Here is a 26,250-nt window from a genome sequence, read left to right on the forward strand (position 1 = left end):
AGATCGTCATGAATGTGCATATCAACGCGCGGACTGATGCTCCGTCCCCCGATCAAATTGACCGTTCCTTCGCGCAGGACGTGATTGAGGGATTGTCGCAACAGCCGAAAAAGCTGTCGCCCAAATATTTTTACGACGAGGCAGGCTCGAAACTGTTCGAACAGATCACACTGCTGCCGGAATACTATCCGACCCGCACCGAACTGCGCATTCTGCGCGATCGCGGGACAGAGATCGCAACCGCGATTCCGACCAACGCGGCGCTGGTGGAATTCGGTGCCGGTGCGACGACCAAGGTGCGTCTTCTCCTGAAACAGTGCGCGTTCAAGGCCTATGTGCCGGTGGATATCTCCGGCGATTTCCTCAACGGTCAGGCCAGCGCGCTGCGCGAGGACTTCCCCCATCTCGCGGTCTATCCGGTGACAGCCGATTTCACCAAGCCGTTCGAACTGCCGCCGGAAGTGAACGACATGCCGAAAGTAGGCTTCTTTCCAGGCTCGACCATCGGCAATTTCGACCCGCATGAAGCCTGTGCCTTCCTGCGCAGCGCGCGCGCCATTCTCGGGGAAGGCGCGACATTGATCGTCGGCGTCGATCTCGAAAAGGACGAGCGCGTGCTCCACGACGCCTATAACGACGCGGCAGGCGTGACCGGCCAGTTCAATCTCAATGTGCTGGCGCGCATCAACCGCGAACTCGGCGCCAACCTCGATCTTGACGGCTTCAAACACCGTGCGATCTACAACCGCGAGCGCCATCGCATCGAGATGCACCTGATCAGCCGCAAGCCGCAGACTGTGCGGGTGCTTGACCACACGGCGACGTTCCGTACCGGCGAGACGATCCACACCGAAAGCAGCTATAAATACAGCATCGACCGCTTTACGGATCTGGCGCGCAGTTCGGGGTGGACGCCGCGCGCCTCATGGACCGATCCCGACGGAATGTTCTCGGTACACGCGCTGGTGGCGTAGGCATAAGCCCGCAAGGTGGGAGCGGCCAACCTCTAGATCTCGTCTTCCTTCGTCCCTGAGCCGAGCGAGATCGCTTCCCAAGCCGCGACGATCAGCATGACGATCGTCGTTGCCGTTGACAGCAGCAGCGGTGACAGCGAGTGCGCGAACGGGATCAGCACGACCAGCAGAGCGATACCGACGAGGTGGGAGAGCTGAAAGATGCCGCGGATGCTGCGCTTGAACAAGATCGTGCCGATCAGAAACAGCAGCGGCCCGCCGATGATGCTGAGTATGGCCTTGGTGTCCGCATGACCCGCGGGATGCGCCAGCACCAGTTCGTCGCCGACCGCCGTCACCACGATCCCCGCAACAATCGGCAGGTGCAGATAGGTATAGGCAAGCCGGGCCAGCCGGCCGGTGTCCCTGGACTGCGAAATATGCTCGGCTCCGGCCTCGGCCCCGATATGGAAATACACCCACCACATCGCGATGCTCCCGAGCAGAGCGACAACAAAGGCAGAGACCGTCGGCGCGGTCCATGTAGCTTCCGCGAAGGTGGCTCCGGTCACCACGATGGACTCGCCCAGCGCGATGATGATGAACAGCGCGCAGCGCTCGGCCATATGGCCGCCTTCGACCTCCCAGTCTTCGAGAGGCGTCGCGCCTAACCCGGGAAACCGGAATCGCATCATCGGTCCGCAATACTCGATCCCCACCGCGACGATCCACAGAAGAAGCCGCGCCTGCCCCTCAGCGAGCCCGCCTGCTATCCAGAACACGCCGCTGCACGCGAGCCACAGGGTGATGCGCAACAGATTCATGCGCAAACCGGGCTCAGACCTGGGTATCGACCAATAGGTGAAGGCCGAGCGGCCGACCTGCATGGCGACAAAGGCCAGCGCGAACGCCAGCCCCCTGCTTTCAAAGGCTTTGGGAATGGATGTGGACAGCAGCAGGCCGGCGATCATCAGACCGAACAGCATCACCCGGATGGGCGTGCGCTCCGGGTCGAGCCAGTTGGTGATCCAGGATGTGTAGATCCAGACCCACCACACCGCCAGAAACAGGATCGTGGTTTGCAGAACGCCGAGCGGCGTGAAATGCGCCAGCAGCGTGTGGGAAATCTGCGTAATGGCGAAAACGAAGACCAGATCGAAGAAAAGCTCGACGTAAGTGACGCGATGATGCTGGTGCGGCGCGCGCGCCCGCAGCAATGTCCTCTTTGTCGACACGGCGCCCCCGCTTTCGTCGATCAGGCGTCAGGCACACCCGTCTGCAACGCCAGCGCATGCAGCACACCACCCATCTGCCCCTTCAGCGACTGATAGACGATCTGGTGCTGCTGCACCCGCGACTTGCCGCGGAAGGATTCCGAGATGACGGTGGCCGCGTAGTGATCGCCGTCCCCGGCGAGATCGCGGATGGTGACCTGCGCGTCAGGCAAGGCAGCCTTGATCATCGTTTCGATGTCCCGCGCGTCCATTGGCATGTCTTTGAATCTCCTCATGTTGAGCCAATCCCGGCTCAAGCAACGCATCGAAATATGCCTGATTCTAGCCCTTGCAACCCGCGCCGTCACGCGGGCATTGCGGAAGATAGCTCCTATATTGTGGCTCTCAACAGGAAGCCCGCCATGAACATTCGTATGAAGATTCCAGGCCCGGACCACCCGATTACAATCGCAGAGAACCCCAAACGGGTCCGGATCAGCGTCGGTGGCGAGGTGATCGCCGAAACCAGCCACGCCCTGACGCTCAAAGAGGCAAGTTATCCCGCCGTCCAGTATATTCCCCGCGCCGATGCCAATTCCGACAAGCTCAAGCGGACGGACCACAGCACCTATTGCCCCTACAAGGGCGACGCGAGCTATTTCAGCATCGTTTCAGGCGGCCAGACGCTGGAAAACGCGATCTGGACCTACGAGACGCCCTATGAATCGGTGAAAGAGATCGAAGGGCATCTGGCGTTTTACCCCAACAAGGTCACGATCGAGGAAATTTAATCCGCCATGCGCGCGCCTCGATAAACGGCTCTGTCGCGCGCAGAATGACATGGAACAACAACCGGTCCCTTCTGTTGCCTCCCCAGCGATACTTTTGCCGGTAGGAGACATACAATGAGACATTTCACGATAGCGCTTTTAGCAGGCGCCAGCGCTCTTTTTGCTGGCAGTGCGATTGCAGCGCCAATGACGAATAGCATTTCGGGTGTGAAGACCGGATCGGACATCGAGCATGTCCGCATGGTGTGCGATGAAAGCGGACGCTGTTATCGAACCCGCGGCGCACGCCGTGTGATTGTTCAGGACGACTCGTATGCTTACGCTCCGCAGCGCCGATACAGGGAGCGCGGCTACTACAACGAAGGTCCTGGCGTCGGCGTATACGCGCCGGGCGTCGGCATCGGCATAGGTGTCGGACGCGACCGCTGGTAATTCAGCAAACCGCAGTCAGAACGAAGAAAAACCGCAGGCTGACCTGCGGTTTTTCTGTTTCAGTCACGCGCTTTCGTTGTGCCTCTATTTTTTAACCAGCGGACATTCGCTTTCCGCCAGGGGCTTGAACGACTCGTCGCCAGACATTTCGGCCAGTTGCTGATAGAAATCGCCGCGATATTTCGAATCCGCGGGTGACTTCACCTTCATCAGGAAAGTCTTGTGCATCACGCGGCCGTCGGCACGGATCTGCACATTCTTGTTGTAGAAGTCATTGACCGGCAGCTCCTTCATCTTCGCAGCCACGGCCTTGCCTTCATCGGTGCCGGCGGCCTCGACGGCCTTCAGATAGTGAAGCACCGACGCATAGGTGCCCGCCGTGATCAGGTTCGGAATGAATCCGCCCGAGCGCTCCATGAACCGCTTGGCCCAGGCACGGGTCTCGTCGTTGGCGTCCCAGTAGAACGAGGTCGTCAGCGTCAGGCCCTGCGCCACGTTCAGGCCCACACCTTCGATATCGTTGATGTAGATGACGAGGCTGGCGAGGTTCTGCCCGGACTGCACAATGCCGAATTCACGCGCCTGCTTGACCGCGCTCAGAAGGTCCGCGCCCGACATGGCGAGCCCGATCACCTTGGCTTTGGACGCCTGCGCCTGAAGCAGGAACGACGAGAAGTCCGGCGAACCGAACGGGAATCGCACGCTTCCCAACACCTTGCCGCCGCTGGCCTCGACAAAACGGCTCGCATCGCGCTGGAGCGAATGACCGAACGCGTAATCGCTGGTCAGGAAGTACCAGCTGTCGCCGCCTTGCTTGGTGACCTGGCTCGCCGTGCCCTTGGCGAAGGCGTAGGTGTCGTAGCTCCACTGCGACGTGGTCTCCGAGCAGGCCTTGCCGGTCAGTTCGGTGGTGGCGGCGCCGGAGATCAGCAGCACCTTGCCGCGCGAGCGCGCGATTTCCTGGGTCGCCAGCGCCACGGCTGACCCGGCGACGTCGGTGATGGTGTCGACGCCCTCGGTCTCGAACCACTTGCGGCTGATCGCGGACGCGATATCCGCCTTGTTCTGATGGTCGGCCGTGACGACACTGATCGGCTTGCCCAGCACCTTGCCGCCGAAATCATCGACCGCCATCTGCGCCGCCTCGACCGAGTGCTTGCCGACCAGATAAGCGAAGCCGCCCGAGTGGTCGGTCAGCACCCCGATCTTGACGGCATCGTCCGAGACCTGCGCCTGCGCCGCGCTGCCTGCCATCAGCATGGCCGCGACGGTCAGTCCGATCCTTGTTGTTCTCACGATAATTCTTCCTCCCTCTGTTATCTCTTGTTCTGTGTCAGACCGGCAGCGCGATGCCATCGTGTCCGGGGTCTGCGCCGCCATCGAGCCTGTCGCCGTCGATCCGGATGCCGTGCACGGCCGCGAAGCCGAAGGTGTACGGGCTGCGGATCACCTCATAGCCATCGGCTTCAAGCGCGCGCGTCACGCCGTGGACGATGCGGTTGGACACATCGATTGCGTTGCTGGTCGCCGAGAAGCGCGGCGCACTCACCGCCTCGGTCATGGTCATGCCGAAGTCGAGCACGTTGAGAATGGCCTGCAGCACACCCATGGCGATCTGCGTCGCGCCCGGCGCGCCGATCACGAGGTACGGCTTGCTGTCCTTGAAAACGATCGACGGAACCACGGACGTGAAACGCGCCTTGCCCGGCGCAATTGAACCGGGACGACCTGGACGTGGATCGAACACACCCATGCAGCCGTTGTAGATGAAGCCGAGACCATCCGTGATGACGCCTGACGGCATGCCGAGCGAATGGGTCATGGTCACGCAGTTGCCGTCGCGGTCGACCACCGAGACGTGCGTCGTGTCCTTGGACGGATGGCCCGAATTGAAGCGCGGCACGTCGCCCTTCACGCGCGCCTTGATCTCGGCCGCCATCGTGGCGGCATAGTCCTTCGACGTCAGTTTGCCGACGGGAATATCGAGGAAGCCGGGATCGCCAAGGAACCGATCCTTGTCCGCAGTCGCGCGCTTCATCGCTTCACAGACCACGCGCAGATATTCGACGCTGTTGTGCCCGAGCGCCGCGAGATCGAAGTTCTCGAGCACATTGAGCATCTCGAGCAGCATGACGCCGCCACCCGGCGGATTGTTGGTCGTCACTTCATAGCCGCGATACTGGCCCCGCAGCGGCTCGCACCAGCGCGGCTGATAACTTGCGAGATCGTCTTCGGTGATCAGGCCGCCATTGGCCTTCATGTCGGAAGCGATGCGCCTGGCGATCTCACCGCGATAGAACACGTCGGAGCCGCCCTCCGCGATCATGCGAAGCGTCTGTGCATAGTCCGGGTTACGCACTAGATCGCCAACGCGCTTGTAGCTGCCGTCCTCGCGGCAATAGAGCTTCCGCCCCGACGCCGTGAACGACAGACGATCGATGCCCGAGGCACGGTCCATGATGCCGGGGTCGGACCAGAACAGTTCGACATGCGGGCGCACCATCCAGCCGCGCTCGGCCCATGCGATCGCTGGCGCAACGATGTCGCGCCACGGCAGCACACCGAACCGCGAATGCGCCTCGTAATAAGCTTTCAATGACGCAGGCACGCAAATCGACTGATAGCCGAGGTCGTTGACCTTGCCGCGCAGGATGAAGCCGTAGCCATCGCGCGCCTCACCTTCGATCAGATCTTCCCACATGTCCGGACGCGCGGCCGCCGGTGCGGGCGCGTGAAAATCGAGATATTGATGGAAGTTCTGTCCGGGAAAGTAGATACCGCAGCTTCCGAAACCGGCGATACCCGTCATCAGCGGATCGACAACACCCTGCACCAGCGCGCATGCGATCGCAGCGTCGATGGCGTTGCCGCCGGCGCGCAAGATGTCCGCTCCGGCTTCCGCCGCTTCGGCCTGCGCCGCGACGATCATCTCCTTGCCTTTGGGCAATGGTCTCTCCCGTGAGTTTCTTCTGGTTGCGCCGGCGCGGCGAGGCAGGGCGAACCGCACCCCGCAGGCTGATACGGACCGGTTTGACAGATGGCATTCATACCTGTCCAATACCAATCAAGCTTAGATTGATACCTTCAAAGCAATAATAGGAATCCGCTCGCGCGGCCCGTTCTCATGATCCGTCCCCTGCTTCCCGCGAGGATTCCGTACTTCCTCGCCGTCGGAGAAACGCTGAGCTTCCGCAAAGCCGCCGAACAGCTTGGCATCGCCCAGCCTGCGCTCAGCCGCAGCATCCGGGATCTCGAACGCCATCTGGGCTTTGCGCTGTTCGAGCGATCCACCCGCCGCGTTGCGCTGACACCCGCAGGCGAAGTGCTCTATCGCGAAAGCGCCAACGCGATGCAGCGTCTCGCCCGCGCCACGATGCATGCGGAGCGTGTCGCGCAGGGGCTCAGCGGCACCGTCAGCGTCGGCTATTCGACTTTCGCCGCCACCGGCCCGATGTCGGACATCATCATCGAATTCCGCAAGCATCACCCACAGGCACAGGTCGGCCTGCGCCTGCTCGCGTCATCCGAACAGGCAGCCGCGTTCGACGAAGGCACGCTCGATCTCGGCTTCATGATGTCGAATGTCGTAGTGCCGCCGCAGCAGACACTTCCGATCTCGCGCGAACGGCTGGTCGCCCTGGTTCCGGCGAGTCACGCTTGGGCGGCAAATCGTGCGATTTCGCTGCGAACCCTTTCCACCTCACCGCTGGTGATCGGTAGCACCCGCCGGTGGCGCGGCTTTCGTGCGCTCATCGATGAGTTGGTGACGGACCGTGGCTTCTCCCTGACAATTGCAGAAGAAGCCGACGACGTTCCGGTGCTGCTGCAACTGGTGCGCTCAGGTTTCGGCTGCACCATCCTCGATGCATCCTTCATTCCGACACTGCCGCCGGGAATCGTGTCGCTGGAAATCGCGGACGCGACCGCGACGCTCGATATCTCGCTGGTGTGGCGCGAGGATCATCTGTCGCCGCTGGCGGCGCGGTTCATTGACGTCGCGAAAAGATTCATGGCATCGCGGCAGGAACAGCCGCGACGGCGCACACGTCAAAGCAGGAAATGATCGCAGCGCGCGATCAGTTCTTTCCGGACATGTAGGCCGGCAGCCAGTTCTCAAAGCCTGCCTTGAGCGACGCCACCGAAACCGGCGTCTCGCCTTCGACCGCGATGTCGTGCCCACCGGTCTTGCCGATGACATGGCACGGCACGCCGACCGCCTTGAGCTTGCTCAGCACCGTCAGCAGATGCTCTTCCTGCACGGTGATGACGTAGCGCGCCTGGTCTTCGCCGAACCACCACGCATGCGGCACGATCTCCTCCGGCGGCGCATCGAGGATGGCGCCGATGCCGCTGGCCATCGCCATCTCGGTCAGCGCCACCAGCAGGCCGCCGTCGGACACGTCATGCACGGCGGTCGCAGTGCCGCCCTTGATCATGCCGCGCACCACATCGCCATTCCGCTTCTCGATGGCAAGATCCACCGGCGGCGGCGCGCCCTCTTCCTTGCCGCAGATATCGCGGAGATACACCGACTGGCCGAGCCAGCCTTGCGTATCGCCGATCAGCAGGATCGCTTCGTTCTCAGCCTTGAACGCCAGCGTCGCGGACTTGGTGAAATCGTCCAGCAGGCCCACGCCGCCGATGGACGGCGTCGGAAGAATGCCGCGGCCATTGGTTTCATTGTAGAGCGACACGTTGCCGGACACGACCGGGAAATCCAGCGTGCGGCAGGCTTCCGCAATGCCCTTCAGGCAGCCCACGAATTGGCCCATGATCTCGGGGCGTTCGGGATTACCGAAGTTGAGATTGTCGGTGATCGCGAGCGGCTTGCCGCCAACCGCGGTGATGTTGCGCCAGGCCTCTGCAACAGCCTGCTTGCCGCCCTCGAACGGATCGGCCTCGCAATAGCGCGGCGTGACATCGCAGGTCAGCGCGAGGCCCTTCGGCCCGTCCTGCACGCGCACCACCGCGGCATCGCCACCGGGGCGCTGCAAGGTGTTGCCGCCAATGACATGATCGTACTGCTCCCACACCCAGCGCTTCGAGCACAGTTCAGGCGTGGCGATCAGCTTCGACAGCGCTTCGGTGATCGACACCGGCGCCTTGACGTCGCGCGCATGGATCACAGGAAGTTGCGGCGACGGCACATGCGGACGGTCGTAGAGCGGCGCTTCGGATTCCAGTTCCTTGATCGGCAGGTCGGCCATTACATCGCCGCCGTGCTTGACGACGAAACGCCGCGTCGGCGTGGTGTAGCCGACGATGGCGAAGTCGAGGCCCCACTTCTTGAAGATCGCCTCGGCCTGCTTTTCCTTCTCTGGCTTGAGCACCATGAGCATGCGCTCCTGGCTCTCCGAAAGCATCATCTCGTAGGCGCTCATGCCAGGTTCGCGCGTCGGCACCGAGTCCAGATGCAGTTCGACGCCGAGGTCGCCCTTCGCGCCCATCTCGACCGCCGAGCATGTGAGGCCCGCCGCGCCCATATCCTGAATCGCGATCACGCAATCCGCTGCCATGATTTCGAGACAGGCTTCCAGCAGCAGCTTTTCCGCGAACGGATCGCCGACCTGCACGGTGGGGCGCTTCTCCTCGCTGTCGTCATCGAATTCCGCTGACGCCATGGTCGCACCATGGATGCCGTCGCGGCCGGTCTTGGAGCCGAGATAGACGATCGGCATGTTCACGCCGGAGGCCGCCGCGTAGAAAATCTTGTCGCTTTCCGCGAGGCCGACCGCCATCGCGTTGACGAGGATGTTGCCGTCATAGCGCGTGTGGAAGCGCGTCTGGCCGCCCACCGTCGGCACGCCGAACGAATTGCCGTAGCCGCCGACGCCCGCGACAACGCCGGAGACGAGATGACGGGTTTTCGGATGCTTCGGATCGCCGAAGCTCAGTGCATTCAGACAGGCAATCGGGCGCGCGCCCATGGTGAACACGTCGCGCAGGATGCCGCCGACGCCGGTGGTGGCGCCCTGATACGGCTCGATGTAGCTCGGGTGGTTGTGGCTCTCCATCTTGAAGACCACGGCCAGCCCGTCGCCGATATCGATGACGCCCGCGTTCTCGCCCGGTCCCTGGATGACCCACGGCGCCTTGGTCGGCAGCCCGCGCAGATGGATGCGCGAGGACTTGTAGGAACAGTGCTCGTTCCACATCGCCGAAAAGATGCCGAGTTCCGTAAACGTCGGCACCCGCCCGATCAGCTTGAGGATGCGCTCGTATTCATCAGGCTTCAGGCCGTGCTGGGCGACGAGTTCGGGGGTGATCTGGGGTTCGTTCCTGATCGTCAAGGCGACGTCGCTCCGGGTCAAATGCTTCGGCGGCCCTCCGGGGGTTCAGAGGGGTCGGACAAGGCGGAATATGCGTGATTCCGGGCTTCTTTGTGCACGGCGGCCCGGCCTGCGGCAAGCATCAGATAGGGAGAAATCCCGGCTAAAAAAGCCCTCTAGGCGGCCTTCAAATGCGCCACAAGGCCAGCGAACAGGCCGCGGCCGTCGGTGCAGCCCATGATGTCTTCGACGTGGTTTTCCGGGTGCGGCATCATGCCGAGGACGTTGCCCTTGTCGCTGACAATGCCCGCAATCGACGCAGCCGCGCCATTGATGTTGTGGGTGTCGCCAACTTCGCCGTTGGCGGAGCAATAGCGATACAGCACCCGGCCCTCGCCTTCGAGACGGCGGATGGTTTCCTCGTCGGCGGCGTAGTTGCCCTCGCCATGGGCCACCGGCACGCGGATCACCTGCCCGGCATTGTAGCCGCGCGTAAACGGCGTATCGGAACGCTCGACACGCAGATGCACGTCGCGGCAGATGAACTTGAGCTGTGCATTGCGCATCAATACGCCGGGCAGCAGGCCCGACTCGCAGAGAATCTGAAAACCGTTGCAGACGCCCATCACCAAACCGCCGGCCGCAGCATGGGCGCGGACCGCGTCCATGATCGGGGCGCGCGCGGCAATTGCCCCACAGCGCAGATAGTCGCCGTAGGAGAAACCACCCGGCACCACGACCAGATCGGTGCCTTTCGGCAACGCCGTGTCGGCGTGCCACACCATCGCGGCGTCATTGCCGGACGCGAGCTTGAGCGCACGCGCCATGTCACGTTCGCGATTGATGCCGGGGAAAACAAGAATTGCGGATTTCATTGAGTTTCCGATTGCGGGCTGCACGGGCTATTGCGGTGGTTCGCCAGTCCGCGTCGTCACTGCGGCATGTCCACCTGCGGACTTGCGAACCAAAACCACACTAGAATCATCATTTCCAGTGTCCTTTTGAAATCCGAAGTCCGCTACGGGATGCGCTGCAGAATGAAGCGAACTTCGCATTCAGGACACTAGTCATGCCTTCACCACATGACTTATCCCATTTGAGGGACGGTTTTCCAGTGTAAGTTAGTATCCCGGCACCATCCAAACGGTGCTGACAACAAGAAATCGGGATGGAAACCATGAACAATGATCGCCGCAAATTCCTGAAATCCTCTGCTGCCGGCGTGGTGGCCGGCGGCCTGCTCTCCGCCGGAACACGCGAAGCCTTCGCCCAGGACAAGACCAAGGGCGCGGCCCCTGCCCCAGGCCAGCCGCCGAAGCTGGAAACCACCAGGAACATGACGCTGGCCATGCTCCAGACCGCCAACGGCCTGTCGCTCGGCGTGCGCACCGACAAGGGCATTGTGGATGTGGGAGCCGCCGAGCAGGCTTTCAAACTCGGCGCACCGCTCTCGACCGACGAGGTGATCAGCGGCGAGTACAACGCCGGTGCATTGAAAGCCACTGTCGAGAAGGCCAAGGCCAGCGGCAAGTATCTCGTTGCGGAGAAGTCCGCCAAGTTCGGACCCTGCGTCACCGAGCCGAGCAAGATCCTGTGTGTCGGCCTGAACTACAAGGCCCACGCGGCGGAAGCCAACGAGAAGCTGCCAAAAGAGCCGATCCTGTTCAACAAGTACAACTCCACCCTCAACAATCACGGCGGAACGATTGCCGTTTCGAAGGAGCCCGGCAAGAACTTCGACTACGAGACCGAACTCGTGGCCGTGATCGGCAAGCAGGCGCGCAATGTCAGCGAGGCCGATGCACTCAACTATGTGTTCGGCTATTGCACCGGGCAGGACTTCTCCGAGCGCGATCAGCAGATGCGTTCGGGCCAATGGATGCTCGGCAAGACCGGTGACGGCTGGGGTCCGATCGGCCCATGGCTCGTGACCGGGGATCAGGTCGATCCGGAAAATCTCAACCTGAAAACCCTGGTCAACGGTGAGCAGCGCCAGTCCGCCAATACCAAGAACATGATCTTCAGCGTGAAGCAGCTCGTCAGCTACGCCTCGCGCTACATGACGCTGGAGCCCGGTGACCTGATCTTCACCGGCACGCCGGAAGGTGTGATCCTCGGCTACCCGCCGGAGAAGCGCGTCTGGCTGAAGGCAGGCGACAAGATCGTCTCCAGCATCGAGAAGCTCGGCGACCTGGAATTCACGCTGGTCTGAGATTGCAAAACAAAACCACCGGCCGTTCGGCCGGTGGTTTTTTCATGTCCGGACGCAATCGGATCAGACGATCTCGACGCGGTAATTCTCGATCACCGTATTCGCCAGCAGCTTGTCTGCTGCTTCCTTCAGCGCGGCTTCGGCTTTCGCCTTGTCCGCGCCGGCGACTTCGATGTCGAACACCTTGCCCTGCCGCACGCTGGCAATGCCATCGACGCCGAGCGACTTCAGCGCGCCTTCGATGGCCTTGCCCTGCGGGTCGAGAATGCCGTTCTTCAATGTGACGGTAACGCGTGCCTTCATCGAACTCAGCTCTTCACAAGCACCGGGCCGGAGCCCGCGGGACGGTCGTTCTCGATCAGGATCCCGAGACGCTTGGCCACTTCGGTGTAGGCCTCCAGCAAGCCGCCGAGATCGCGGCGGAAGCGGTCCTTGTCCATCTTCTCGTTCGACTTAATGTCCCACAGCCGGCACGAGTCCGGCGAGATTTCATCGGCGACGATGATGCGCATCATGTCGTTCTCGAAAAGGCGGCCGCACTCCATCTTGAAGTCCACAAGACGGATGCCGACACCGAGGAACAGGCCGGTGAGGAAGTCGTTCACACGAATGGCCAGCGCCATCATGTCGTCGATCTCCTGCGGCGTGGCCCAACCGAACGCGGTGATGTGCTCTTCGGAGACCATCGGATCGCCGAGCTGATCGTTCTTGTAGTAGAACTCGATGATCGAACGCGGGAGCTGCGTGCCTTCCTCGATGCCGAGGCGCTGCGACAGCGATCCGGCGGCGACGTTGCGCACCACAACCTCGAGCGGCACAATCTCGACCTCGCGGATCAACTGCTCGCGCATGTTGAGACGCTTGATGAAATGCGTCGGCACGCCGATGTCGTTCAGATGCTGGAAGACGTACTCCGAGATCCGGTTGTTGAGGACGCCCTTGCCCTCGATGATCTGGTGTTTCTTGGCATTGAACGCGGTGGCGTCGTCCTTGAAATGCTGAATCAGGGTTCCAGGCTCAGGCCCTTCGTAAAGGGTCTTGCCCTTGCCTTCGTAAATGCGACGCCGACGGCTCATAGGGATGTACCGTGTTCTGTTGAAGTCCATGAATGGGGTGCTCCGGGTGATTTACGCGACCCACGGCGGAGCTGCCGTGAAGTCCGGAATCGTGAAACAAACCGCGAACCGGACTCATCGGCAACCTAACCGATTGATGTGACCGATACAATGTAAGGAGAGGCGTTTTACCGGCTCCTTTTAGGCTTCCTGCGACCTCTCGGACGTTGCCTTGCAGGGGCCGCAACCCCTATATGCAGGGTCCCGCCGCTCCTCTCCTCGCGGCATCAAATTCAGCTTACGGAACAGATATATGTCCACTTTCGACAAGCGCCAGGAAGGCTTCGAGAAGAAGTTCGCCCTCGACGAGGAACAGAAGTTCAAGGCGGAAGCCCGCCGGAACAAGTTGCTGGGTCTCTGGGCCGCCGAAAAACTGGGCAAAACCGGTGATGACGCCGTGGCCTACTCCAAGGAGGTCGTCGCGGCCGATTTCGAGGAAGCCGGCGATACCGACGTCCTGCGCAAGGTGGCCGCCGACCTGGCCAGCAAGGGCGTGTCGGAAGCCGACGTTCGCAAGAAGATGGACGAACTGGTGGCGGTCGCCGTCGCCCAGATCAAGGCCGGGCAGTAAGCCTGCCGCGCATCGACCTAAAACCCTCCCGTCATTGCGAGCGAAGCGAAGCAATCCACCTTTGAAGCTGGATTGCTTCGTCGCTGCGCTCCTCGCAATGACGATTCAGAATCGCGTTACTTCAGCGAGTCCTGAACCTTCGCGATGCCGGCGAGGACGCAGACTTCGTCCTTTTCGCCGCCGGGCGCACCCGATGCGCCGACCGCGCCGATGATTTCGTTGCCCACCTTGATCGGAACCGCGCCGCCGACAGCCACGGTCCCCGGGACCTGCTTGAGGTAGGCCGTCTCGGGCTTTTCAACCAGCTTCATGAATTCGAGCGAGGTCTGGCCGCGCGTGCGCGAGGTGTAGGCCTTCAGGCGGCTGAACTCCATGGTGTGGGGATTGGTGCCGTCGCCGCGAACCTGCGCCGCGACATTGCCGGCCTTGTCCACGACCGTGACAGACACCTTGTAGCCGTCCTTGGTGCACTGCTCGATGGTGCCCTGGATGATGGCGATAGCCATCGCCATCGAGACGTTCTTTTCAACCTGCGGCGCCTGCGCGTGAGCCGGACCGGCGAGAACGATTGCAGCAGTCGTCAATGCTGCAAGACTGAGTGAACGCATACGGAAGCCTCCCTTTGATGGTTTTTGGTTTGTGCGTTTTTGTAGCAACCCTTCCTATCCTGCTTTAATCCCGCGGCAGAACAAGAATCGATATTGCACAAGCGAAGGGCTAGGCCGTTGCGGCGAGCCGTGCGAGCTGCGCATCGAGGTTTGCTTCCACGTCAGCCGCGTTGATGAGGCAAACACGATATCCCCGCGCCTCGAGCCATTCGCGCCGGGCCGCGCGGTCGCGAGCGATGACATCGGTCTCATTGGCGTTGACGAGTTCGATCGCCAGCCGCCTCGTGAACGATACGAAATCCGGAATGTGACGCCCAACCGGCGTCTGCCGCTTGAAGTGGGATGCGAAACGGCGGTCCGTCCTCAGCGCCTGCCAGAGAATACGCTCCGCATCGGTCGGATTACGCCGCAGCAGGCGCGCCAGTCCCCTCACCGTGCCGCCGCTTTCGGATGGTGTGCGGCCGTCGGACTGTTCCGCCAGCAAGGCACGGAGCCGCGTCGCTTCATTGCCGTCGAGAACCCCGCCTTTCGCCGGGCCTTTCCGGCCTTCGGCGATGGCCATGATCACGCCGTGCAACGTGTGCATGTCCTGCTTGGTCGGCTCCATGCGGGTGAAAATGTTGCGCATGTTCACAAGCATGGTGTCCCGCTTTTCCGGCGGGCGGAGGAATTCAACCTTGTCGAGTTCATTGACGAGGTTGTCGAAGAACGCCTGCATCTGATGGTTCGAGGCCCGTTCAGATCGTTCCGGCATGTCGAACGGCAGTGCGTTGCCGGTGGCGAGCTTGAACCATTCATAACCCATCAGCAAAACCGCTTGAGCCAAGTTCAGCGAGGCGAAGCCCGGATTGACCGGAAACGTGACGATGCGATTGGCGAGCGCGACCTCGTCGTTCTGCAAGCCGTAGCGCTCGCGTCCAAACATAATCGCCGCCGTGCCGCTTGCCGCTGTTTCACCGACAATCTGACGGGCAGCCTCTTCAGGACCCACCACCGGCTTGGCCTGATCGTGCGCCCGCGCCGTGGTCGCGAACAGCAGCGAACAATCGGCGACCGCAGCTTCCACCGTGTCGAACAGTTCGACTTTATCAAGAATGTGATCGGCGCCCGCGGCGGCGCGCTGGGCGGCCATATTGGGCCAGCCGTCGCGCGGATTGACGATGCGCAGCCGCGTCAGGCCGAAATTGCCCATGGCGCGCGCGCACATGCCGATGTTCTCGCCAAGCTGCGGCTCGACCAGCACCACGATGGGCCCGTTCAATTCTTTGCGCGTCTTGGTTTTGTCGGTGCCTGAACCGGTCATTGTCCCTGCTTTGTGTGTCACATTTTCCCATGCCGTAACGCAGTTGACGCCGGACAGGTCAAGACATTTTTCGTTTTCGGGCCGCTGGAAGTCCGGCAAAACCCCTGCAATACGGTCATGCCGAAATTGCAGGTTTGGCTTTGAACTTTCTCCGCCGGTTGGAGTAGCGTGACCCATGGCTCAGACAGATAACCCCGCCGCCGGCACTCCCCCACAGCAGGCAGCGTCCGCCCCGCCTCCCGAGCCTTCGCATGTCAGCGCCACGCTGCGCCGGGTCGCGATTCCCGTCGCCTGCCTGATTGCGGCGGCGACCTTCGTGATGGTGGCGACGCTGCGCTGGGACGCCTGGATCGGCGGCGCCGTGATCCAGACCACGAACGACGCCTATGTTCGCGCCGAGACAACACAACTCAGCAGCCGCGTCGCCGGCGAAGTGCTGAAAGTCGCCGCGAGCGATTATCAGCACGTCAAGGCCGGCGATCTGCTCGTCGAGATCGACCCTGCGGACTACGAGGCGCAGGTTGCGCAGGCGGAAGCCGCCGTCGCCGGAGCACAGGCCGCGCTCGACAACCTCGCCAATCAGGTCGAACTTCAATACGCCACCATCGCGCAGTCCGAAGCGCAGCTCGCCTCCGCCGAAGCCATCCAGGTCGAAGCGCAGCAGGAATACGACCGCCAGCATGGTCTGATCCAAAGCCCTGCCTTCACCCGCCAGCGGCTCGAGCAGGCGACCGCCGCCCTTGCAAAGGCGGACGCCGATGTCCGCGCCAGCCGCGCTGTCATCGCCGCACAAAGGCACCAGCTCGAAGTTCTCGCCGGAACGAAAAAGCAGCGCGCCGCCGATGTTCTCGCCGCTCAGGCCGCGCTGAAAGCCGCAAAACTCAAGCTTGGCTACACCCGGATCGTCGCCCCGTTCGACGGTGTGGTCGGAGCACGGCAGGTTCAGCCAGGAGATTACGTCAACATCGGCAGCAACCTGTTCAACGTGGTGCCGCTGCCGAATGTCTATGTCATCGCGAACTACAAGGAGACGCAGCTGACGCGCGTGAAGCCGGGGCAGCCGGTGGAAATCACCATCGATACCTTCCCGGACGCGAAGCTGAGCGGGCATGTCGCACGTGTTTCCCCGGCGAGCGGATCGCAATTCGCGTTGCTGCCGCCCGACAACGCCACGGGCAATTTCACCAAGGTGGTGCAGCGAATTCCGCTGCGGATCGAATTCGACAAGGGCCAGCCGCTGCTCGATCGTCTGCTGCCGGGCATGTCGGCGGTGACGCGGATCAACACAGAGGGAACCGTTGTGCCCTCGAACGCCGGAGCCAAAGCCGGTGGCGGAAGCTAAAATCATCGCCAGCGGGCCGGTCTCGGTCGGTCAGGCTGTTCACCATCCGCTGCTCGCCGTGATCGCCGTGCTGCTCGGCTCGTCGATGGCCAACATCGACAGCCGGATGTTCACGATCGGGCTGCCCGATATCAAGGGCGCCTTTTCTCTCAGCTTCGACGAAGGCGCTTGGCTGAGCACGGCCTCGACCGCGTCGCAGATTTTCATCGCGCCTTCGGTGGCCTGGCTTGCCACCGTATTCGGCCTGCGCCGCATTCTCGGCATACCTAGTCTGGTCTTCGCGGTGATCTCGCTGGTTCTCCCATTTGTCCGCGATTACCAGACACTTCTGGCCCTCACGATCCTTCATGGCCTGCTGATCGGCACCTTCGTGCCGGCCACGCTGATGATCATTTTCCGCAACCTGCCGATGCAGTGGTGGCTGGTGGCGATCGGGATTTATTCGTTGCGAGTCGGCTTTGCGCTCAACTTCGGTCCGGCGCTGGTCGGCTTCTATGTTGATCAGATCGGCTGGCAATGGCTGTATTGGCAGGATGCGATCATCGCCGTGCTGATGGCGATCCTGGTTTACTTCGGCGCCGCCCGCGATCCGGTCAACCGGACGCTGCTGGAAACCGCGGACTGGGGCGGCATGCTGTTGCTGGGGACCGGCATCGCCATGGTCTATGCCGGCCTCGATCAAGGGAACCGTCTGGATTGGCTCAATTCCGGAACCGTTGTCGCAATGCTCGGCTGCGGTGCGTTTCTGCTGGTGGCGTTTTTCATCAACGAGGCCGTGGTGGAGGAGCCGTGGGCGCACGCCAATGTGCTGTTCTCGCGCAATATCGGCTTCGCGCTGGTCGTCATCCTGCTCTACACCCTGACCAGTCTCTCCAACTCGTCGCTGGTGCCGAACTTCCTTTCGGCCGTTGCGCAGCTCCGGCCCGAACAGACGGGGCGCCTGCTTGTGATCTATGGCGTTCTTCCCTTTGCCGTGCTGTTTCCCCTCTCGATCTGGCTGCTGCGGCGATATGATGTGAGAATCGTCCTGATCATCGGCCTGATCACGTTCGGAATCGCCGCATTGCTCGGAACGCAAATCACCAATAGCTGGCGGCTGGCCGACTTCATCCCGATTGTGTTGCTGCAATCGGTCGGCCAGGCATTCACGCTGTTCCCGATCATTATCATCGCGCTGTCCAACTCCGATCCGACCCGGGCGACGGCGTTTGCGGCCTATATCCAGATCATGCGCCTCGGCGGCGCAGAAATCGGCATTGCGCTGATGGCCACCTGGCTGCGGGTGCGCGAACAGACCCACTCCAACCTGATCGGTCAGCACATCACCCACGCCACCGATCAGGTGGAGCAGTTTCTTGCCCGCATGTCGGGCTATTTCGCTGGCCATGGCACAGCGACGGCCCCCGCGCGCAGCGTCGGAACACTGGCCGGCATGGTCCAGCGCGAGGCCAACGTGCTGGCCTATATCGACGGCTTCTGGCTGACCTTCGGTTTCGCGATCATGGGGCTTCTCGTGACCGCCCTGATTACGAAATCCCCGCCCGGGCCCTTCACACCCAAAGCCCGATAGCGCCGTTCTCCGCCCGAAATCCCAACATTCTGAATCAGCGCGGTGAAGGTCTTGAATCAGGTTCTGATGATGCGGATTCAACGCGTGAAGGTTTTGAATCACCTTCTGAAGATTTTGATTCAACCCGTGAAGGAATTGATTCAAGAACCGAACAGATCGATTCAGCTCCGGTCTTGGTCGCCTGAAATTACCCTTATAAATCAATGGGGTTATCGAATCGTTTGAATCTCGCGCGAAACGCCAGGCGGGAGTGCCCGCCGGCAATCCTCGCCGTTACGGCCCGCCAAACGGCACCAGGCGGAAGTGCTGAAGGGTTTTGCCACTGCACGGTTTCGGCGAGCGGCCGCAAAAGCGCGAACCGCTTCAAAATCACCGGCTGAAATGGCTCCAGGATTGACCTGCCGGCACGCGTGTCTCGCCCGACATGCCAGAAAGTCTCAGGTGCGTTGCCTTCCAGCCCGCGAACGCGGGTGCTATAGCCTCGCTACGGAACCGTTGCGGTTCTCTCGCCCTCTCCGCCCCCAATTTAAGGCCCGATCCCCCATGGCAAAAATCAAGGTGACCAACCCCGTCGTCGAACTCGATGGCGACGAGATGACCCGGATCATCTGGCAGTACATCAAGGACAAGCTGATCAACCCCTTCCTCGATGTGAAGCTCGAATATTACGACCTTGGGATGGAATACCGCGACAAGACCAACGATCAGGTCACCATCGACGCGGCCAACGCGATCAAGAAGCACGGCGTCGGCGTCAAGTGCGCCACCATCACGCCGGACGAAGCCCGCGTGAAGGAATTCGGCCTCAAGGAAATGTGGAAGTCGCCGAACGGCACCATCCGCAACATTCTCGGCGGCGTGATTTTCCGCGAGCCTATCATCTGCAAGAACGTGCCCCGTCTGGTTCCCGGCTGGACCAAGCCGATCATCATCGGCCGCCACGCTTTCGGCGACCAGTACCGCGCTACCGACATCAAGTTCCCGGGCAAGGGCGTGCTGACGATGAAGTTCGTCGGCGAGGACGGCACGGTGATCGAGCGTGAGGTGTTCAAGGCTCCCGGCGCCGGCGTGGCGATGGGCATGTACAACCTGGACGATTCCATCCGTGACTTTGCACGCGCTTCGATGAACTACGGCCTGTCGCGCGGCTATCCGGTGTACCTGTCGACCAAGAACACCATCCTCAAGGTCTATGACGGGCGCTTCAAGGACATCTTCCAGGAAATCTACGACACCGAATTCAAGAAGGACTTCGAAGCCAAGCACCTTACCTACGAACATCGCCTGATCGACGACATGGTCGCCTCGGCGCTGAAGTGGTCAGGTGGCTACGTTTGGGCCTGTAAGAATTATGACGGCGACGTGCAGTCCGACACCGTGGCTCAGGGCTACGGATCGCTCGGCCTGATGACCTCGGTGCTGCTGACGCCGGACGGCAAGGTTGTGGAAGCCGAAGCTGCCCACGGCACCGTGACCCGCCACTACCGCGAACACCAGAAGGGCAAGGAAACCTCGACCAACTCCATCGCGTCGATCTTCGCCTGGACGCAGGGCCTCGCCCACCGCGCCAAGCTCGACAACAACGAGGAACTGGCGAAGTTCGCCAAGACGCTGGAGAAGGTCTGCGTCGATACGGTCGAGTCCGGCTTCATGACCAAGGACCTCGCGCTGCTGGTCGGCGCCGATCAGAAGTGGCTCTCGACCACGGGCTTCCTCGACAAGGTCGCGGAAAACCTCACCAAGGCGATGGCTCCTGCGGCGTAAGGCGCCGCAAGCTGCATCTCATGTTTTTGACGGCGCAGACATTGTCTGCGCCGTTTGCTTGTCAATTTCAAAAAGAACCGGAACGCCGGACATGACGCGAGACCAATTCAGCTTCTTCCATCCCTTCCGCATCCGCTATTCGGAGATCGACGGTCAGGGCGTGGTGTTCAACGCCCATTACCTGACGTTCTACGACACCACCATCACCGAATATTTCCGTGAGCTCAAATACGATCAGTACGCCGACGCCAAGAAGACCGGCATGGACTTCCATGTCGTGAAGTCCGTCGTCGAGTACAAATCGCCGATCCGCTTCGATGCCGAGATCGAGGTCGGCGTCCGCGTCGCGCGGATCGGCAGTTCAAGCATGACGTTCGAACTGGCGATCTTCCTGAATGACAGCGCGGATCTGATGGCCACCGGTGAAATCGTCTGGGTGAACACCGATCAATCGACGCATCGGCCTGCTCCGATCACTCCGGAGATCCGCAACCTGATCGCAACACGCGAGAAGCATCTCGCATCCTGACCCGCGGCAGCCAGCGCTCAGATGCTGGCGAGACCGATCTGCGCAATCATCGCCTTGGCGATCTCCTGCTCGCCCATGATGACGCTATTCGCGCCGTGATGCTTGAGGTGCGCGATTTCCTCTTCCGAATGCGCCCGCGCGATGATTGGCAGCGTCGCGCTGATCGCGCGGGCCTTGGAGACGATCTGCCCGCCCTCGAACGCATCGGGTATTGCGACAATGAGCCCGCGCGCGGCCTCGAGGTTTGCCGCAACCAGCATTCCCGGTGCCGCCGCATTGCCCGTGATCTTCTCGATTCCCGCCTGAGCGAGCTTTTCGAGGCATCCCGGATTATCTTCGATGACCAGAAGCGGCACGCCTCCCTGCTTTAACGATGCGCCGACAACACTCCCGACGCGCCCGTATCCGACCAGCACGACATGACCGGTGAGAGCGGTGACAGGCAACTCGACGCGGGCCGGCTTCTTCCTTGCCGCCTCCGCGGCCACCTCTGCAGCGGAATCCTCCGCTGACAAGGCTGCTGCCGCGGCTTCCTCGGCTGCCTGTTTTTTCGCCTCATAGCGATCCAGCAACACAAAGAACAGCGGGTTCAGCATGATCGAGATGATTGCTCCCGCAAGAACAAGATCACGGCCACGGTCCGGCAGCAGCGCAAGGCTGACGCCGAGACTGACGAGAATGAAGGAGAACTCGCCGATCTGGGCGAGACTTGCAGAGATCGTCAGTGCGGTGGATGTCGGATGCCCGAACATGCGCACGATGCCGAAAGCCGCGACGGATTTTCCGAAGATGATGATGAAGACGGTCACCAGCAGCGGCAGCGGCTCCCGCACGATGATCGCGGGATCGACCAGCATGCCGACCGACACGAAGAACAGCACCGCAAATGCGTCGCGCAGCGGCAGGGTTTCGTTCGCGGCGCGCTGGCTGAGTTCGGATTCGCTCAGAATCATGCCGGCGAAGAACGCGCCGAGCGCGAACGACACGTCGAAGAGCACTGCCGCGCCGAACGCCACACCGAGCGAAATCGCAAACACCGCGAGACGAAACAGTTCGCGCGAACCCGTATGCGCCACGTAATGCAGGACCCACGGGATCACGCGGCGGCCGACCACCAGCATGAAGATGACGAACGCCGCGACCTTGCCGAGCGTAATGAGCACCGGCTGCGCCATCGCGTAGGCACTGAGACCGCTTGTGCCCTCGCCTTTCAGCAATCCCGCGAGCGCCGGCAGAAGCACCAGCGTCAACACCATCGCGAGATCCTCGACGATCAGCCATCCGACCGCGATTCGCCCGCGCTCTGTGTCGACCAGCCGCCGCTCCTGCAAAGCGCGCAGCAACACAACCGTACTTGCCACCGACAGCGCGAGGCCGAACACCAGCCCCCCGCCGACCGGCCAGCCCAGCGTCCAGCCAAGCCCCATGCCGAGCAGCGTCGCCACAGCGATCTGCACCACTGCGCCGGGGACCGCGATGGCGCGCACCGACAGCAGATCTTTCAGCGAGAAATGCAGACCGACGCCGAACATCAGCAGAATGATGCCGATTTCGGCGAGTTCGTTGGCGATGTTCTGATCCGCGACATAGCCGGGCGTGAACGGGCCCATCACCACGCCCGCGAGGAGATAGCCGACAAGCGGTGAAATGCGGACCCGTTGGGCAAGCGCGCCGAGAACAAAAGCCAGCACAAGGCCGACGACGACCGTCGAAATCAATGGAGTATTGTGATGCATGCCGCATTTTGACGCATAGGGGAAATGGATGCCAGTGCATCTTTCGCTACCCATCGCCGCAGTAAATCGCGTCTCGATCTAAATGCAGTCACGACAAGGTTACGACACATGGACGGGAGACGATGGCACGCTGACGACAGCGCCGGCGATGATTGGACCTCGCGATGACCCCGATAAGAGCTGATCTCCTCGCATTGCTGTCGATTGCAGGCTTCGTCCTCGCACCACTCTCCGCCACATACGCGCAAACGCCGGCTGCTATCGCGGCCACCGGCACGGTTGTGCTGACGCTGCACGCGGAAGGCGCGCAGGTTTACGAATGCAAGGCCGACGCGTCAGGAAAACCCGCGTGGGTTTTCCGCGAGCCGATTGCGACATTGCTTGCCGACGGAAAGACCGTTGGGCGCCATTACGCCGGACCGAACTGGGAATACAGCGACGGCAGCGCTGTTGTCGGCAAGGCGGCCGGCAATGCGCCGGGCGCGACGGACAAGGACATCCCGTGGCTCAAGCTCGAAGTCGTCTCGCAGCGGGGAAGCGGCGCGCTCAGCGGAATCACGACCGTGCAGCGGATCAACACCGCGGGCGGAAAGCTGCAAGGTGCTTGCGACAAACCCGGCACTTACCAGAGCGTGCCTTATTCAGCGGACTACGTGTTTTTGCGCTAAGTCGCGCTAGGCACCCATCGCGGCTTCGATCGCCTTCAGCGCAGCGTCCGCCTTCGCGCCATCGGGGCCGCCGGCCTGCGCCATGTCGGGACGGCCGCCGCCGCCCTTTCCGCCCAGCGCTTCGGACGCGATCTTGACCAGATCAACCGCGCTGAACCGCGAGGTCAGATCCGATGTGACGCCGACCACAACTCCGGCCTTGCCGTCCTCGCCCACATTGACGATGGCCACGACGCCGGAGCCCAGACGCTTTTTGCCATCGTCGGCAAGGCTCTTGAGGTCCTTCATCTCGATGCCGGACACGTTCTTCGCCATCAACTTGACGCCCTTCACTTCCTGGAAGTCGTCCTCCGTGCGGTGAGAACTCGCAACGCTGACTCCGCCCATGGCGAGTTTCTTGCGTGCATCCGACAGATCGCGCTCAAGCTTCTTGCGCTCCTCAACGAGCGCGGCGATGCGTGCCGGCAGATCATCGAGCGTGGTTTTCAGCTCTGCCGCCGCCGCCTTCGCGGTGTGAATGGTTGCATTCACGGCGTGACGCGCATTGTTTCCGGTCAGCGCCTCGATACGCCGCACGCCCGAAGCCACCGCGCTTTCGCCGCTGATGGAGATCAGACCGATGTCGCCGGTACGCCGCACATGGGTGCCGCCGCACAGTTCGACCGACCAGCCGAGCGCGTTGCCCTTGCCCGCGCCCATCGACACCACGCGGACTTCGTCGCCGTATTTCTCCCCGAACAGCGCCCGCGCGCCGGAATCGCGCGCATCGTCCACCGCCATCGAGCGGGTGACGACCTCGCCGTTCTCCAGCACGACATCGTTGGCGATATCCTCGATACGGCGCAGTTCTTCCGCCGTGATCGGCTTGTTGTGCGCGAAGTCGAACCGCAGCCGTTCCGGCGCGACCAGTGAGCCGCGCTGCGCGATGTGATCGCCCAGAACCTGACGCAGCGCCTCGTGCAGAAGATGTGTTGCCGAGTGGTTGGCGCGGATCGCCGTGCGCCGCCCATGATCGACTTCGAGCTGCAGCGGCACGCCGAGCTTCACCGTGCCCTGCTCGACGGTGCCGAGATGCACATAAAGATCGCCGGCCTTCTTCTGGGTGTCGGTGATGCGCACGCGCACGCCGTCGCCGGTCAGAACGCCGGTGTCGCCGACCTGACCGCCAGACTCGGCGTAGAACGGCGTCTGGTTCATGACGATAGCGACGCTGTCGCCGCTCTTGGCGCTATCTACTTCCTTGCCGTCCTTCACCAGCGCGGTGACGACGCCTTCGGCGACTTCCGTGTCGTAGCCGAGGAACTCGCTGGCGCCGAGCTTCTCGCGCAGCGGAAACCAGATGGTCTCCGTGGCAGTGTCGCCGGACCCCGCCCACGAGGCGCGCGCCTTGGCACGCTGGCGGTCCATCGCATCGGTGAACGACGCGATATCGACGCCGATGCCGCGGTTGCGCAGCGCGTCCTGCGTCAGATCGAGCGGGAAGCCATAGGTATCGTACAGCGTGAACGCAGTCTCGCCGTCGAACATGTCGCCCTTTTTCAGGGAAGCGCTTTTCTCGTCCAGAATCGAAAGGCCGCGATCCAGAGTCTTGCGGAACCGGGTCTCTTCCAGCTTCAGCGTTTCCTCGATCAGGTTCTCGGCGCGCACCAGTTCGGGATAGGCCTGTCCCATCTCGCGCACCAGCGCCCACACCAAGCGATACATCAGCGGCTCTTTCGCCCCGAGCAACTGACCGTGGCGCATCGCGCGGCGCATGATCCGGCGCAGCACATAGCCGCGGCCTTCGTTCGAGGGCAGCACGCCGTCCGAAATCAGGAAGGACGAGGCACGCAGATGGTCGGCGATGACGCGCAGCGACGCCTTCTGTTCGCCATTCGGATCGGCGCCCGTCAATTCGGCGATCGCGCGGATCAGCGCGACGAACAGGTCGATCTCATAGTTGTCGTGCTTGCCCTGAAGCACGGCGGCGATGCGCTCCAGGCCCATGCCGGTATCGATCGACGGCTTCGGCAGCGCGACGCGGTTGCCCGGCGCGATCTGGTCGAACTGCATGAACACCAGATTCCAGATCTCGATGAAGCGGTCGCCGTCTTCCTCGGCCGAACCCGGAGGGCCGCCCCAGATCTTGTCGCCGTGATCGAAGAATATTTCCGAACACGGGCCGCAGGGGCCGGTGTCGCCCATCTGCCAGAAATTGTCCGACGTCCCGATTCGGATGATTTTCGATTCGGGCAGGCCTGCGATCTTTTTCCAGAGACCGAACGCCTCGTCGTCCTCGGAATAGACCGTGACCAGCAGCTTGTCCTTCGGGAGCCCGTATTCCTTGGTGATCAAATTCCAGGCAAGCTCGATGGCGCGGTCCTTGAAATAATCGCCGAACGAGAAGTTCCCGAGCATCTCGAAGAAGGTGTGATGCCGCGCGGTGTAGCCGACATTGTCGAGGTCGTTGTGCTTGCCGCCGGCGCGGACGCATTTCTGCGACGAGGTCGCGCGCTGATACGGCCGCTTCTCAAGGCCCGTAAACACGTTCTTGAACTGCACCATGCCCGCATTGGTGAACATCAATGTCGGGTCGTTGCGCGGAACAAGCGGCGACGACGGCACGATCTCGTGGCCGTTTTTCGCGAAATAATTCAGATACGCCGACCTGATCTCGTTAACGCCGCTCATGCTCGTCCAATCGCGCCCAAAAAGCTTTCAAGAAGCCTGAATGTTCTGGTGCATTTTCGGCTTGCAAAACACGCTCTGTTTCGCCCGAAAACACTCGGATGTGCCGCCCGCCTTCAATGACGCGTGCAGCGCAATTTGTCCCGCCCTGTTTCTAGACGGAACAGGCCGGGTATGTCCAGAAAGTGTGCACCAGATCAGCGGCTTGCAAGCAGTCTTAAGCGCGCCACGAAGGCCGTTGATAATCTCGCAGTTGCGTTGACAGGGCCTCGAAAGGCGTGTTTCCCTGCCTAAGTAAGCTATATACTAAGCTGACAAGTCACGTCGGGAGAGACCGGCTTCATGCCGGCGCCGAAGGAGCAACCGCCCCGGAAACTCTCAGGCAAACGGACCGTGTGACTGACTGAAATCTGGAAAGAGATGCGGCCGGCAGACCGGCGCGGCATCCGCCGACGGGATAATACTCTCAGGCACAGCGACAGATGGGGCTTCGACAAGGTTTCGGG

General features: G+C 61.8%; 23 protein-coding genes and 1 riboswitch. Of the genes, 11 read left to right on the forward strand and 12 right to left on the reverse strand.

Annotation, left to right across the window (positions count from 1 at the left end):
* Positions 1 to 8 precede the first annotated feature (8 nt).
* Positions 9 to 974: an L-histidine N(alpha)-methyltransferase gene (egtD, locus tag HMPREF9695_RS13170; protein WP_006021339.1), complete on the forward strand. Its 966-nt coding sequence runs from the start codon at positions 9 to 11 to the stop codon at positions 972 to 974.
* A gap of 32 nt (positions 975 to 1,006) precedes the next feature.
* Here the strand turns inward: egtD and HMPREF9695_RS13175 are convergent, their stop codons facing one another.
* Both HMPREF9695_RS13175 and HMPREF9695_RS13180 read right to left on the reverse strand, forming a co-directional pair.
* Positions 1,007 to 2,188: a low temperature requirement protein A gene (locus tag HMPREF9695_RS13175; RefSeq protein WP_006021340.1), complete on the reverse strand. Its 1,182-nt coding sequence runs from the start codon at positions 2,186 to 2,188 to the stop codon at positions 1,007 to 1,009.
* Between the two features lie 20 nt (positions 2,189 to 2,208).
* Positions 2,209 to 2,445, reverse strand: a complete 237-nt coding sequence (locus HMPREF9695_RS13180) for a BolA family protein (RefSeq protein ID WP_006021342.1) — start codon at positions 2,443 to 2,445, stop codon at positions 2,209 to 2,211.
* Positions 2,446 to 2,601: 156 nt separating this feature from the next.
* Between HMPREF9695_RS13180 and HMPREF9695_RS13185 the strand changes: the two genes are divergently transcribed.
* Positions 2,602 to 2,958 (forward strand): DUF427 domain-containing protein, encoded by a 357-nt coding sequence (locus HMPREF9695_RS13185; RefSeq protein WP_041712343.1) that lies wholly within the window; start codon positions 2,602 to 2,604, stop codon positions 2,956 to 2,958.
* Positions 2,959 to 3,144: 186 nt separating this feature from the next.
* Positions 3,145 to 3,390: a hypothetical protein gene (locus HMPREF9695_RS13190; RefSeq protein ID WP_347335806.1), complete on the forward strand. Its 246-nt coding sequence runs from the start codon at positions 3,145 to 3,147 to the stop codon at positions 3,388 to 3,390.
* An 84-nt stretch (positions 3,391 to 3,474) separates the two neighbouring features.
* Here the strand turns inward: HMPREF9695_RS13190 and HMPREF9695_RS13195 are convergent, their stop codons facing one another.
* Both HMPREF9695_RS13195 and ggt read right to left on the reverse strand, forming a co-directional pair.
* The gene (locus tag HMPREF9695_RS13195) at positions 3,475 to 4,650 is read right to left on the reverse strand and encodes an ABC transporter substrate-binding protein (protein ID WP_034459069.1); all 1,176 of its coding nucleotides are present in this window, start codon (positions 4,648 to 4,650) and stop codon (positions 3,475 to 3,477) included.
* Positions 4,651 to 4,723: 73 nt separating this feature from the next.
* Entirely contained in the window at positions 4,724 to 6,319 is a 1,596-nt protein-coding gene (ggt, locus tag HMPREF9695_RS13200) for a gamma-glutamyltransferase (protein WP_041712349.1), read from the reverse strand.
* A gap of 195 nt (positions 6,320 to 6,514) precedes the next feature.
* On the opposite strand from ggt, the gene HMPREF9695_RS13205 reads away from it, so the two are divergent.
* Positions 6,515 to 7,453, forward strand: a complete 939-nt coding sequence (locus HMPREF9695_RS13205) for a LysR family transcriptional regulator (RefSeq protein ID WP_006021347.1) — start codon at positions 6,515 to 6,517, stop codon at positions 7,451 to 7,453.
* A 13-nt stretch (positions 7,454 to 7,466) separates the two neighbouring features.
* On the opposite strand, the gene purL is transcribed toward HMPREF9695_RS13205, so the two are convergent.
* A complete protein-coding gene (gene purL / locus HMPREF9695_RS13210; RefSeq protein WP_006021348.1) occupies positions 7,467 to 9,680 on the reverse strand; it encodes a phosphoribosylformylglycinamidine synthase subunit PurL in 2,214 nt (737 codons plus the stop codon).
* Between the two features lie 155 nt (positions 9,681 to 9,835).
* Entirely contained in the window at positions 9,836 to 10,534 is a 699-nt protein-coding gene (purQ, locus tag HMPREF9695_RS13215; RefSeq protein WP_006021349.1) for a phosphoribosylformylglycinamidine synthase subunit PurQ, read from the reverse strand.
* A gap of 302 nt (positions 10,535 to 10,836) precedes the next feature.
* On the opposite strand from purQ, the gene HMPREF9695_RS13220 reads away from it, so the two are divergent.
* Positions 10,837 to 11,871 (forward strand): fumarylacetoacetate hydrolase family protein, encoded by a 1,035-nt coding sequence (locus HMPREF9695_RS13220; protein ID WP_006021350.1) that lies wholly within the window; start codon positions 10,837 to 10,839, stop codon positions 11,869 to 11,871.
* A gap of 63 nt (positions 11,872 to 11,934) precedes the next feature.
* On the opposite strand, the gene purS is transcribed toward HMPREF9695_RS13220, so the two are convergent.
* Both purS and purC read right to left on the reverse strand, forming a co-directional pair.
* Positions 11,935 to 12,174, reverse strand: a complete 240-nt coding sequence (gene purS / locus HMPREF9695_RS13225; protein ID WP_006021351.1) for a phosphoribosylformylglycinamidine synthase subunit PurS — start codon at positions 12,172 to 12,174, stop codon at positions 11,935 to 11,937.
* A 5-nt stretch (positions 12,175 to 12,179) separates the two neighbouring features.
* Positions 12,180 to 12,947 carry a phosphoribosylaminoimidazolesuccinocarboxamide synthase gene (gene purC / locus HMPREF9695_RS13230; protein ID WP_019196322.1) on the reverse strand — a complete coding sequence of 256 codons (768 nt, stop codon included), beginning with the start codon at positions 12,945 to 12,947 and terminating at the stop codon, positions 12,180 to 12,182.
* A gap of 292 nt (positions 12,948 to 13,239) precedes the next feature.
* Between purC and HMPREF9695_RS13235 the strand changes: the two genes are divergently transcribed.
* Entirely contained in the window at positions 13,240 to 13,557 is a 318-nt protein-coding gene (locus tag HMPREF9695_RS13235; protein WP_006021353.1) for a DUF1476 domain-containing protein, read from the forward strand.
* A 116-nt stretch (positions 13,558 to 13,673) separates the two neighbouring features.
* On the opposite strand, the gene HMPREF9695_RS13240 is transcribed toward HMPREF9695_RS13235, so the two are convergent.
* Positions 13,674 to 14,165 (reverse strand): GlcG/HbpS family heme-binding protein, encoded by a 492-nt coding sequence (locus HMPREF9695_RS13240; protein ID WP_006021354.1) that lies wholly within the window; start codon positions 14,163 to 14,165, stop codon positions 13,674 to 13,676.
* Between the two features lie 109 nt (positions 14,166 to 14,274).
* Entirely contained in the window at positions 14,275 to 15,468 is a 1,194-nt protein-coding gene (locus HMPREF9695_RS13245) for a TrmJ/YjtD family RNA methyltransferase (protein WP_006021355.1), read from the reverse strand.
* Between the two features lie 175 nt (positions 15,469 to 15,643).
* Between HMPREF9695_RS13245 and HMPREF9695_RS13250 the strand changes: the two genes are divergently transcribed.
* The 4 genes from HMPREF9695_RS13250 to HMPREF9695_RS13270 all read left to right on the forward strand — a co-directional run bounded on the left by HMPREF9695_RS13250 (position 15,644) and on the right by HMPREF9695_RS13270 (position 20,673).
* Positions 15,644 to 16,810, forward strand: a complete 1,167-nt coding sequence (locus HMPREF9695_RS13250) for an HlyD family secretion protein (RefSeq protein WP_006021356.1) — start codon at positions 15,644 to 15,646, stop codon at positions 16,808 to 16,810.
* Positions 16,797 to 18,380 carry an MFS transporter gene (locus HMPREF9695_RS13255; protein WP_006021357.1) on the forward strand — a complete coding sequence of 528 codons (1,584 nt, stop codon included), beginning with the start codon at positions 16,797 to 16,799 and terminating at the stop codon, positions 18,378 to 18,380. Before HMPREF9695_RS13250 ends, HMPREF9695_RS13255 begins: the two co-directional genes overlap by 14 nt.
* A 543-nt stretch (positions 18,381 to 18,923) precedes the next feature.
* A complete protein-coding gene (locus HMPREF9695_RS13265) occupies positions 18,924 to 20,144 on the forward strand; it encodes an NADP-dependent isocitrate dehydrogenase (RefSeq protein WP_006021358.1) in 1,221 nt (406 codons plus the stop codon).
* A 91-nt stretch (positions 20,145 to 20,235) separates the two neighbouring features.
* Positions 20,236 to 20,673 carry an acyl-CoA thioesterase gene (locus tag HMPREF9695_RS13270; protein WP_006021359.1) on the forward strand — a complete coding sequence of 146 codons (438 nt, stop codon included), beginning with the start codon at positions 20,236 to 20,238 and terminating at the stop codon, positions 20,671 to 20,673.
* A 17-nt stretch (positions 20,674 to 20,690) separates the two neighbouring features.
* On the opposite strand, the gene ybaL is transcribed toward HMPREF9695_RS13270, so the two are convergent.
* The gene (gene ybaL, locus HMPREF9695_RS13275; protein ID WP_024918981.1) at positions 20,691 to 22,409 is read right to left on the reverse strand and encodes a YbaL family putative K(+) efflux transporter; all 1,719 of its coding nucleotides are present in this window, start codon (positions 22,407 to 22,409) and stop codon (positions 20,691 to 20,693) included.
* Between the two features lie 164 nt (positions 22,410 to 22,573).
* Between ybaL and HMPREF9695_RS13280 the strand changes: the two genes are divergently transcribed.
* Positions 22,574 to 23,077: a DUF3455 domain-containing protein gene (locus HMPREF9695_RS13280; protein WP_006021361.1), complete on the forward strand. Its 504-nt coding sequence runs from the start codon at positions 22,574 to 22,576 to the stop codon at positions 23,075 to 23,077.
* A gap of 6 nt (positions 23,078 to 23,083) precedes the next feature.
* On the opposite strand, the gene alaS is transcribed toward HMPREF9695_RS13280, so the two are convergent.
* Positions 23,084 to 25,747, reverse strand: coding sequence for an alanine--tRNA ligase (gene alaS / locus HMPREF9695_RS13285; RefSeq protein ID WP_006021362.1), 2,664 nt, complete (start codon positions 25,745 to 25,747; stop codon positions 23,084 to 23,086).
* Between the two features lie 311 nt (positions 25,748 to 26,058).
* A riboswitch (glycine riboswitch) is annotated at positions 26,059 to 26,148 on the forward strand.
* The last annotated feature ends 102 nt before the right edge of the window (positions 26,149 to 26,250 follow it).

The organism is Afipia broomeae ATCC 49717, from assembly GCF_000314675.2.
GTDB classification, from domain to species: Bacteria; Pseudomonadota; Alphaproteobacteria; order Rhizobiales; family Xanthobacteraceae; genus Afipia; species Afipia broomeae.

Excerpts from the sequence above, each read along its gene's own strand:
- HMPREF9695_RS13220 (WP_006021350.1), top strand. The coding sequence starts at position 10,837 with ATGAACAATGATCGCCGCAAATTCCTGAAATCCTCTGCTGCCGGCGTG.
- purS (WP_006021351.1), bottom strand. The coding sequence starts at position 12,174 with ATGAAGGCACGCGTTACCGTCACATTGAAGAACGGCATTCTCGACCCG.
- alaS (WP_006021362.1), bottom strand. The coding sequence starts at position 25,747 with ATGAGCGGCGTTAACGAGATCAGGTCGGCGTATCTGAATTATTTCGCG.
- HMPREF9695_RS13205 (WP_006021347.1), top strand. The coding sequence starts at position 6,515 with ATGATCCGTCCCCTGCTTCCCGCGAGGATTCCGTACTTCCTCGCCGTC.
- HMPREF9695_RS13250 (WP_006021356.1), top strand. The coding sequence starts at position 15,644 with ATGGCTCAGACAGATAACCCCGCCGCCGGCACTCCCCCACAGCAGGCA.
- HMPREF9695_RS13190 (WP_347335806.1), top strand. The coding sequence starts at position 3,145 with ATGACGAATAGCATTTCGGGTGTGAAGACCGGATCGGACATCGAGCAT.
- purC (WP_019196322.1), bottom strand. The coding sequence starts at position 12,947 with ATGAGCCGTCGGCGTCGCATTTACGAAGGCAAGGGCAAGACCCTTTAC.
- ggt (WP_041712349.1), bottom strand. The coding sequence starts at position 6,319 with ATGATCGTCGCGGCGCAGGCCGAAGCGGCGGAAGCCGGAGCGGACATC.
- HMPREF9695_RS13280 (WP_006021361.1), top strand. The coding sequence starts at position 22,574 with ATGACCCCGATAAGAGCTGATCTCCTCGCATTGCTGTCGATTGCAGGC.
- HMPREF9695_RS13270 (WP_006021359.1), top strand. The coding sequence starts at position 20,236 with ATGACGCGAGACCAATTCAGCTTCTTCCATCCCTTCCGCATCCGCTAT.
- HMPREF9695_RS13185 (WP_041712343.1), top strand. The coding sequence starts at position 2,602 with ATGAAGATTCCAGGCCCGGACCACCCGATTACAATCGCAGAGAACCCC.
- HMPREF9695_RS13180 (WP_006021342.1), bottom strand. The coding sequence starts at position 2,445 with ATGCCAATGGACGCGCGGGACATCGAAACGATGATCAAGGCTGCCTTG.
- egtD (WP_006021339.1), top strand. The coding sequence starts at position 9 with ATGAATGTGCATATCAACGCGCGGACTGATGCTCCGTCCCCCGATCAA.
- HMPREF9695_RS13195 (WP_034459069.1), bottom strand. The coding sequence starts at position 4,650 with ATGCTGATGGCAGGCAGCGCGGCGCAGGCGCAGGTCTCGGACGATGCC.
- HMPREF9695_RS13235 (WP_006021353.1), top strand. The coding sequence starts at position 13,240 with ATGTCCACTTTCGACAAGCGCCAGGAAGGCTTCGAGAAGAAGTTCGCC.
- HMPREF9695_RS13245 (WP_006021355.1), bottom strand. The coding sequence starts at position 15,468 with ATGACCGGTTCAGGCACCGACAAAACCAAGACGCGCAAAGAATTGAAC.
- HMPREF9695_RS13240 (WP_006021354.1), bottom strand. The coding sequence starts at position 14,165 with ATGCGTTCACTCAGTCTTGCAGCATTGACGACTGCTGCAATCGTTCTC.
- purQ (WP_006021349.1), bottom strand. The coding sequence starts at position 10,534 with ATGAAATCCGCAATTCTTGTTTTCCCCGGCATCAATCGCGAACGTGAC.
- ybaL (WP_024918981.1), bottom strand. The coding sequence starts at position 22,409 with ATGCATCACAATACTCCATTGATTTCGACGGTCGTCGTCGGCCTTGTG.
- HMPREF9695_RS13265 (WP_006021358.1), top strand. The coding sequence starts at position 18,924 with ATGGCAAAAATCAAGGTGACCAACCCCGTCGTCGAACTCGATGGCGAC.